The sequence below is a fragment of the Sphingomonas sp. CCH9-F2 genome (assembly GCF_001556735.1).
Lineage (GTDB): Bacteria > Pseudomonadota > Alphaproteobacteria > Sphingomonadales > Sphingomonadaceae > Sphingomonas > Sphingomonas ginsenosidimutans.
In genome coordinates this window covers 1-7,773 of record NZ_LSJO01000083.1, presented here as the reverse complement: position 1 = coordinate 7,773, position 7,773 = coordinate 1, and the positions used below count along the sequence as shown (strand labels likewise).

Genomic DNA, 7,773 nt, shown 5'->3' with positions numbered 1-7,773 from the left:
GGATCGCGCCCGCCCCGCTGCTGCATGGCGGCGATCAGGAGGGCGGGCGGTCGGGCACGCTGTCCCCGGCGTTGTGCGCGGGGTTCGGGGTGGCGGCGCAACTTCTGAGGGAACGCGCGGCGGCCGACGCGGATCATGTCGGTCGCCTGTGGGATGTGGCTTGCGCACGGCTGGCGGGCTGGGCCGTCAACGGATCGCGCGCGCATCGCTATCGCGGTAACATCAACGTCCGGCGCGACGGGCTGGACGTCAACCGGTTGATGAGCGACCTGCGCGATGTCGCCTTTTCCGCCGGATCCGCCTGTGCCAGCGGATCGGGACGCGCCAGCCACGTGCTGCGCGCGATCGGGCTGTCGGAGGCGGCGGCGCGCTCCTCGATCCGCATCGGCTTCGGGCGCTATACGACCGTGGACGAGCTTGGCGGCGCCCTCGACCGGATCGTCGCGGCGGCGGATGCGCAGCGGGTGGCGGCATGAACGTCGTCTTCGTCGCGCCGGATGGCACGGTGCGGGAAGAAGCCGCGACCCAAGGCGAGCGATTGCTGGACGTGGCGCAGCGCGCGGGCCAGCCGCTGGAGGGGACGTGCGGCGGCGATCTGGCGTGTGCGACCTGCCATGTGATCGTCGAGGCCGCCGATTTCGATCTTCTCCCCCCGCCGGGCGAGGAGGAGGAGGACATGCTCGACCTCGTCCCCGGCGCGCGCTGCACCAGCCGGCTGGCGTGCCAGGTGCAGATCGACGCGGCGCTGGGGAAGCTGACGGTGAGATTACCGTGAGGTTCAGGGAAGGTGCAGCGCCCCGGCCCTAGTCTGTCACCACAGACCATGAGCAGGAGTAGGTGCACATGAAACTGATCGCACTGAGCATCGCCGGCGTCGTTGCGGCGAGCGCGCTGACCCCCACCGCCGCGGCGGCGCATCCGCGCGGGCCGGGCTGGGACCGTGGCCCCGGCTGGGATCGTGGACCGGGACGGCATTGGGACCGTGGACCGGGCTGGGACCGTGGTCCGGGACGGCATTGGGATCGCGGCCGCCACTGGAACCGCGGCGCGCGCTGGGATCGCGGCCCGCGCTGGAACCGCGGGCGTCAGTGGGGCGACGTGCGGACGGTATGTCGCTGGCAGGACAGCTATTACGGCCCGGTGCGCCGCTGCTATCGCGCGCGCTGGTGACGGCGTGACCGGCCGCCGGGCGATGGGTCTTGAACCCGCCGCCCGGCTCGGCCATATGGCGCGCGGGAGTCGGGCGGACGTGGTCGTCGCCAACCTGGTCAGGTCCTGACGGAAGCAGCCACAACGATTTCGCCGCGGGTCGTCCCGGCTCCCACCGCGCCGAGCGCAGGCGGCGATCCTCGCCGCACGACGCGCCAGCGCGGCCGGCGGGCGGGTAAAGGCCGAACCCGTCCGACGACGCGGCTTCGCCGCGGCGCATCTAGCCCGTCTTGGACCATCACGGAAACGTGCGGCATCACCCGTCGCGCGACATAACCCTGGGCTCCTGCCTGCGCAGGAGCACGCCGACCGCGGCGGCTCAACCGTGTTCCGGCGAACGCCGGAACCCAGGACGACAGCATACTACCACCGTTACCGGCGAACCCCGCCTGACGCCGGGCATTCGCCCGGATCGCGCGACGATCATCTCCGCCTTCGACAGCGCGCGTTGGCGTGCCTATATCGCAACGCAATGTCCGACTCCCTCGATCTGGGCGCGCCCCCTGCGCCACCGGCCGGCGCGCAGCCGTATCGCGTGCTGGCGCGCAAATATCGCCCGCAGACGTTCGACGCGCTGATCGGGCAGGAACCGATGGTCCAGACGCTGGCCAATGCGATCAAGCGTGACCGGATCGCGCATGCCTTCCTGCTGACCGGCGTGCGCGGGGTGGGCAAGACCAGCACCGCGCGGCTGATCGCCAAGGCGCTCAACTGCATCGGCCCGGACGGGCAGGGCGGGGCGACGATCGCGCCCTGCGGGGTGTGCGAGCCGTGCCGCGCGATCGCCGAGGGCCGCCATATCGACGTGATCGAGATGGACGCCGCCAGCCACACCGGCATCGACGACATCCGCGAGATCATCGAGGCGTCGCGCTATGCCGCGGTGTCGGCGCGCTACAAGATCTACATTATCGACGAAGTCCACATGCTGTCGAAGGCGGCGTTCAACGGCCTGCTCAAGACGCTGGAGGAGCCGCCCGCGCATGTGAAGTTCCTGTTCGCCACGACGGAGGTGAACAAGGTGCCGGTGACGGTCCTGTCGCGCTGCCAGCGGTTCGACCTGCGCCGCATTCCCGCCGAACTGCTGGCGAAGCATTTCGCGCATGTGGTCGCGGCGGAGGGGGCCGAGGCGGAGCCGGAGGCGCTGGCGCTGATCGCGCGCGCGGCGGAAGGGTCCGCGCGCGACGGTCTGTCGATCCTCGATCAGGCGATCGCCCATGCCGACATGGCCGGCGGCGGGGTGCGCGCCGATGCGGTACGCGACATGCTGGGCCTGTCGGATCGCAATGCCGTGCGCGACCTGCTGGCGCTGATTCTGGCCGGCGACGCGCCCGGCGCGCTGGCGGCGATCCGCCGGCAGTACGATCTGGGCGTCGATCCGCTGGGCGTGATCCGCGCGCTGATGGAGGCGGTGCACGGCATCACCCAGGTGAAGGTCGGCGCCGCCGACGATCCGGCGCAGCCGGTCGAGGAGCGCGCCGCCTATCGCGACTGGGCGGGGACACTGTCCTTCCCCGCGCTCCACCGCCTGTGGCAATTGTTCCTGAAGGGGCATGAGGAGGTGGCGCGCGCCGCGCTGCCGATCGAAACCGCGGAGATGGCGATCCTGCGCGCGATCCACGCGTCCACCTTGCCCGATCCGGCCGATCTGGCGCGGCGGCTGGCGCAGGGCGGGCCGTTGCCCGCCGCCGCCACATCCGCGTCGCCGCCGCCGCCCGCACCGCCCGCGCCCGCCGATCGCATGCCCGGCGAGTTCGCGGGCGTGCTGGCGCTGCTGGACGAGATCGGGAAGCTCGACCTGCTCGTCCGGCTGAAGCGCGGCGCCAGCCTGGTCAGCTACAAGCCGGGCGAGATCGTGCTGAGCGGCAACCGCCCGCTGTCGACCGATACGCTGGGCGATCTGGCGGCGGTGCTGCGCGAGGCGACGGGCAAGCCGTGGCAGATTTCGATGGCCGACCTGCCCGGAGCGCCGACCGTGTTCGAGGCGGAGCAGGACGTGGTGCAGGCGCGCCATGATGCCGCGCGCACGCATCCGGTGGTCGATGCCGCGTTCCGGGCGTTTCCCGATGCCGAACTGATCGAACCCAAACCAGCCAAGCGGAGTATCACGTGAAGGATATCAACGACATCCTGGCCATGGCGCAGAACGTCCAGAACGAGCTGCAAAAGGCGCAGGACAGCCTAGACACGATCGAGGTGGAGGGCGCTGCGGGCGGCGGCCTGGTCAAGGTCAAGGCGTCCGCCAAGGGCAGGATCATCGCGGTCGCGATCGACGATTCGCTGATCGTCCCGTCCGAAAAGCAGATGCTGGAGGATCTGGTCGCCGCCGCGTTCAACGACGCGCGCGCCAAGGCCGACGCCGCCTCTTCCGCCGAAATGGCGAAGATGACCAGCGGGCTGCCGCTGCCGCCGGGGTTCAAGCTGCCGTTCTGATCGCCGGCCGGCTTTCCGGGCGAACTGCTTGCGATAGCGGAACAATCCGGCCGTGCGTCGATTTTTGGCTGATCCATGACAGGAGGATGCCATGACGGACGACCGGGTAACGCAGACGCCGCATACGACGATCATCGAACGCCGCGGCGGCGGTGGCGGGTTGCTGATCGGTGCCGCGATCCTGGTCGCGGTGCTGGTCGCGGCCTATTTCGTGCTGATGCGCAGCGACAGCGAAACCGCGAAGAACAATGCGATCACCTCGGCCGCGCAGAGCGTCGAGAAGACCGCCGACAAGGCCGGCGGCGCGATCGACAGCGCGACGAAGTAAAGACCTTCGCGCGGGACGTCATCCCAGCGCAGGCTGGGATCTCCCGGTGGCAGGAGCCGCGCGAGGCCCCAGCCTGCGCTGGGGGGACATTTGGGGTGGGCGGGCGGCGTCGTCACGGCCCGCTCCCCTCACTTCAGACAGCTGTCCAGCCCTGCCCGCTTCACCACCCCGACATAGCGCGACAGCGCGTTGCCGTGCCGTCGCACGAACCCGCGCGGGTCGACCGCCTCGCGCTTCTTGGGAAGCGGTAGCACGGCGGCGATCCGGCCGGCCTCCATCGGGGTCAGCGTCGCGGCGGAATGGCCGAAATACCGCTCGGCGCCGGCCTCGACACCATAGGTGCCAATCCCGGTCTCGGCGATGTTGAGGTACACCTCCATGATCCGCTTCTTGCCCCAGATTGTCTCGATCAGGACGGTGAACCACGCCTCCAGCGCCTTGCGCAGATAGCCCCCGCCCTGGAACAGGAAGGCGTTCTTGGCGGTCTGCTGGCTGATCGTCGATCCGCCGCGGATGCGCCCGCCCTCCATGTTGCTCTTCGCCGCCGCGGCGATCCCGCGCCAGTCGAAGCCATGGTGCGAGCAGAAACGCGAATCCTCCCCCGCGATCGCGGCGCGCGGCATGTCCGGGTCGATCCGCGACAGCGGGGTCCAGTCCTTCGTGACGGAATGGCCGGCGATCAGGTCGCCCGCCATCGTGAAGGTGAAGGGCGGGGGGACGACCGCATAGATCGCGACCCACAGCACCGACACGATGACGAAGCCGATGACGACCTTGAGCAGCAGGCGAAGCGCGAACAGCATGATCGCGCTTCGCTAGCCGATTGCGACGGCCAAGTCAGCGGGGGGAAGCGCTTACTGGCCCAGGAACGTCAGCAGGTCGCGAGTCAGCCGCTTGCCCTCGGTGGCGAACAGGCCGTGGGGCGCGCCGTCATATTCGACCAGTTGCGAGTGCGCGATCCCGCGCGCCGCCTCTCGCCCGCTGGCATCGATTGGCACGGTCTTGTCCGCGGTGCCGTGCAGCACCAGCGTGGGGACGCGGAACGCGGGCAGGTCGCCGCGGAAATCGGTGTGGCCGAAGCTTTCGGCGCATTTCAGCGTCGGTTGCAGCCCGGCCTGCATCGCCAGCCGCCATGCCCAGTCGAGCGTCGCGTCACTGACCGGGCTGGTGATATAGCCGACACCGAAGAAGTCCTTGAAGAAATTGCGGAAGAACTCCGGCCGGTCCTCGGCGATGCCGTCGGCGATCTGTTGCAGCGTCTCTTCGGGCACGCCATCGGGATTGTCCTCGGTCCGGAGCATGTAGGGCACCACCGATCCGACCAGCCCGGCGGCGATCACGCCCTTGCCGTCGTAGCGGCTCATGTAGCGCGCCACTTCGCCGCCACCCATCGAAAAGCCGATCAGCGTCAGGTCGCTGCCGACCCCCGCCGCCTGGATCACGTCGGCCAGATCGTCGGTCAGCGTGTCGTAATCATAGCCGCGCCACGGCTGCTCCGAGCGACCGAACCCGCGCCGGTCATAGGCGATCGCGCGAAAGCCCGCATCGGCCAGCGCCTTCATTTGCGGGTCCCAGCTGTCCGACGACAGCGGCCAGCCATGGATCAGGACGACCGGGCGCCCTTCGCCCCAGTCCTTGACGTAAATGTCGGTGCCGTCGCGCGTCTTGACGTAAGGCATGGGAAACTCCGCCGATCGAGGTCAGAAGCGACCCGAACGCGGCGCTTCCCCGCCCGTTCCCGTCAGCGGGCGCTCGCCAGGAACGCCTCGACTTGGTCGAGCGCGACGGTGCGGTCGAGGTAGGTGCGCCCGATGCCGTTCGATAGCAGGAACGGCAACGTGCCCGCCGCCATTTTCTTGTCGTGGCGCATATGCTCGATCAGCCGCGCGGGCGGGGCGTCGATCCCGGCGGCGGCCAGCCCGTCGGGCAGCCCGCTGGCGCGCCAGTGCGCGGCGACGCGCGCGGCGTCCTCCGGCCGGCAGCGCCCGGTTTCGGCCGAAAAGGCGAAGGCCAGCGCACAGCCCGCCGCCACCGCCTCGCCATGCAGCAGCCGGTCGGAAAAGCCCGCCTCGGCCTCGAGCGCATGGCCGAAGGTATGCCCCAGGTTGAGCAGCGCGCGCCGCCCGGTCGTCTCGAATTCGTCCTCGCCGACGATCCGCGCCTTGGCGGCGACCGAATGCGCGATCGCATAGGTGCGCGCCGCCGCGTCGCCCGCCAGCAGCGCCGCGCCGTTCGCCTCGCACCAGGCGAAAAAATGCGGATCGTCGATCAGCCCGTATTTGACCACCTCTGCATAGCCGGCGCGTACCTGCCGCGCTGGCAGGGTATCGAGGACGTCGGGGTCGATCAGCACCGTCGCGGGCTGGTGGAACGCACCGATCAGGTTCTTGCCGGCCCGCGCGTTGATCCCGGTCTTGCCCCCCACCGACGAATCGACCTGCGCCAGCAACGTGGTGGGCACCTGTACGAACCCGCAGCCGCGCTTCAGGATCGCGGTGGCGAACCCGACCAGGTCGCCGATCACCCCGCCGCCCAGCGCGATGACATGGTCGCCGCGTTCGACCCCTAGCGCCAGAAGTTCGTCGGTGAGGCGCTCCAGTGTCGCCCAGCTCTTCGATCCCTCGCCCGCGGGCAGCACGATCGCGCGGTGCGGCACGCCCGCGTCGTCCAGCGATGCCTGCAGCGTCGCCAGATGGCCTGCGACATTCTCGTCCGCGACGATCGGCATCGTCCGCCCGCGCGCGATCGGTGCCAGCAGGTCGCCCGCGCGCCCCAGCAATCCCGCCTCGATCCGCACGTCGTAGCTGCGCTCGCCCAGCGCCACGGGCACGGTGATGCCCTTGTCGATCGCGATATTCGTCATTTGCCGATGGCCTTCATGATCGCGCGCACGGTGATGTCGTGCGGCGCATTGCCGCTGGCGACCCGCAGGTGCGCCTGGGCGTAGAGCGGATTGCGCACCGCGGCGAGATCGCGCAGCACCTGCGCCGGATCGCGCCCGCGCAGCAGCGGGCGGGTGTCGCGACGCCCGACGCGGTCGACCAGCACCTCGACCGGCGCGTCGAGCCAGATCGACAGCGCGTCGGACAGGATCAGCGCGCGCGTCTCGTCATTCACGAACGCGCCGCCGCCGGTCGCGATCACCTTTGGCCGCCCGTCGATCAGCCGCTGGATCACGCGGCGTTCGCCGTCGCGGAAATGCGCCTCGCCGAACTTGGCGAAGATATCGCTGATCGTCATCCCCGCGGCATGTTCGATCTCGTGATCGGCGTCGACGAACGCCAGCCCCAGCCGCGCCGCCAGCCGCCGCCCGACGGTGGACTTGCCTGCGCCCATCAGCCCCACCAGCACGATCGGCTGGCCGGTCCATCGCGGCTTTTCCGGGGAACGGGGAACGGGCGGGCTTTGCAACATCGTCCGCCGGGCTATACAGCGCACGTCGGCCGCGGCAACAGACCGTGCGCACCCGTTGCCGGGCGCCGGGCTGGTGTCCGGCCCGGTATCTGGCACGTTGTTAGGTGAAGTCCATGTCCCGGTTGCTCGTCTCCCTGATCGTCTTGCTGGTCGTCGTGCTGGGGGCGCTGTTCTTCCTGGCGGGCCGCGCCACCGAACGTCCCACCACGCGCGTGGAAAAGGTGGTCGAGCTTGGCAACCTCGCGAATTAAGCGGGCGCTGGTCGCCGGCGGCGCGGCGCTGGCGTTCGGCGCGGCGGCGCTGGCGCAGCAACAGCAGCAGCAGCGGCCGGAATCGCTTCTTCCCCCCGGCTTCGGCGATCCCGCGCCCGCCCCGGCGCCGGCGCCCAC

Annotated in this window: 11 protein-coding genes and 1 other RNA gene; 8 read left to right on the top strand and 4 right to left on the bottom strand. The window is 70.1% G+C overall.

What is annotated here, in order from left to right:
- The 7 genes from AX685_RS02460 to AX685_RS02430 form a co-directional block, all read left to right on the top strand.
- Nucleotides 1-476: aminotransferase class V-fold PLP-dependent enzyme (locus AX685_RS02460; RefSeq protein WP_156445619.1), on the top strand; the 476-nt coding region annotated here is incomplete at its 5' end.
- Nucleotides 473-775 carry a 2Fe-2S iron-sulfur cluster-binding protein gene (locus AX685_RS02455; RefSeq protein WP_066485071.1) on the top strand — a complete coding sequence of 101 codons (303 nt, stop codon included), beginning with the start codon at nt 473-475 and terminating at the stop codon, nt 773-775. The genes AX685_RS02460 and AX685_RS02455, both read left to right, overlap by 4 nt.
- A 68-nt stretch (nt 776-843) precedes the next feature.
- Nucleotides 844-1,170, top strand: a complete 327-nt coding sequence (locus AX685_RS02450; RefSeq protein WP_066485068.1) for a hypothetical protein — start codon at nt 844-846, stop codon at nt 1,168-1,170.
- Between the two features lie 63 nt (nt 1,171-1,233).
- Nucleotides 1,234-1,327, top strand: an RNA gene (gene ffs, locus AX685_RS02445) — signal recognition particle sRNA small type.
- A 354-nt stretch (nt 1,328-1,681) separates the two neighbouring features.
- A complete protein-coding gene (locus AX685_RS02440; protein WP_066485061.1) occupies nt 1,682-3,322 on the top strand; it encodes a DNA polymerase III subunit gamma/tau in 1,641 nt (546 codons plus the stop codon).
- Nucleotides 3,319-3,642, top strand: coding sequence for a YbaB/EbfC family nucleoid-associated protein (locus tag AX685_RS02435; RefSeq protein WP_066485058.1), 324 nt, complete (start codon nt 3,319-3,321; stop codon nt 3,640-3,642). The genes AX685_RS02440 and AX685_RS02435 overlap by 4 nt, the downstream gene beginning before the upstream one ends.
- A 91-nt stretch (nt 3,643-3,733) precedes the next feature.
- Nucleotides 3,734-3,970: a hypothetical protein gene (locus tag AX685_RS02430; protein WP_066485056.1), complete on the top strand. Its 237-nt coding sequence runs from the start codon at nt 3,734-3,736 to the stop codon at nt 3,968-3,970.
- A gap of 128 nt (nt 3,971-4,098) precedes the next feature.
- Here AX685_RS02430 and mtgA read toward each other — a convergent pair whose 3' ends face one another.
- From mtgA to AX685_RS02410, 4 genes are all read right to left on the bottom strand, one after another.
- Complete coding sequence (mtgA, locus tag AX685_RS02425) at nt 4,099-4,773, bottom strand: monofunctional biosynthetic peptidoglycan transglycosylase (protein ID WP_066485051.1); 675 nt, start codon at nt 4,771-4,773, stop codon at nt 4,099-4,101.
- 51 nt (nt 4,774-4,824) lie between these two features.
- Nucleotides 4,825-5,649: an alpha/beta fold hydrolase gene (locus AX685_RS02420; RefSeq protein ID WP_066485049.1), complete on the bottom strand. Its 825-nt coding sequence runs from the start codon at nt 5,647-5,649 to the stop codon at nt 4,825-4,827.
- A gap of 62 nt (nt 5,650-5,711) precedes the next feature.
- Nucleotides 5,712-6,833 carry a 3-dehydroquinate synthase gene (gene aroB, locus AX685_RS02415; protein ID WP_066485045.1) on the bottom strand — a complete coding sequence of 374 codons (1,122 nt, stop codon included), beginning with the start codon at nt 6,831-6,833 and terminating at the stop codon, nt 5,712-5,714.
- Nucleotides 6,830-7,384, bottom strand: a complete 555-nt coding sequence (locus AX685_RS02410; protein ID WP_066485043.1) for a shikimate kinase — start codon at nt 7,382-7,384, stop codon at nt 6,830-6,832. Before AX685_RS02410 ends, aroB begins: the two co-directional genes overlap by 4 nt.
- A 113-nt stretch (nt 7,385-7,497) precedes the next feature.
- Here AX685_RS02410 and AX685_RS22245 point away from each other — a divergent pair, with 113 nt between their 5' ends.
- Nucleotides 7,498-7,635: a hypothetical protein gene (locus AX685_RS22245; protein WP_169803574.1), complete on the top strand. Its 138-nt coding sequence runs from the start codon at nt 7,498-7,500 to the stop codon at nt 7,633-7,635.
- Nucleotides 7,636-7,773 lie beyond the last annotated feature (138 nt).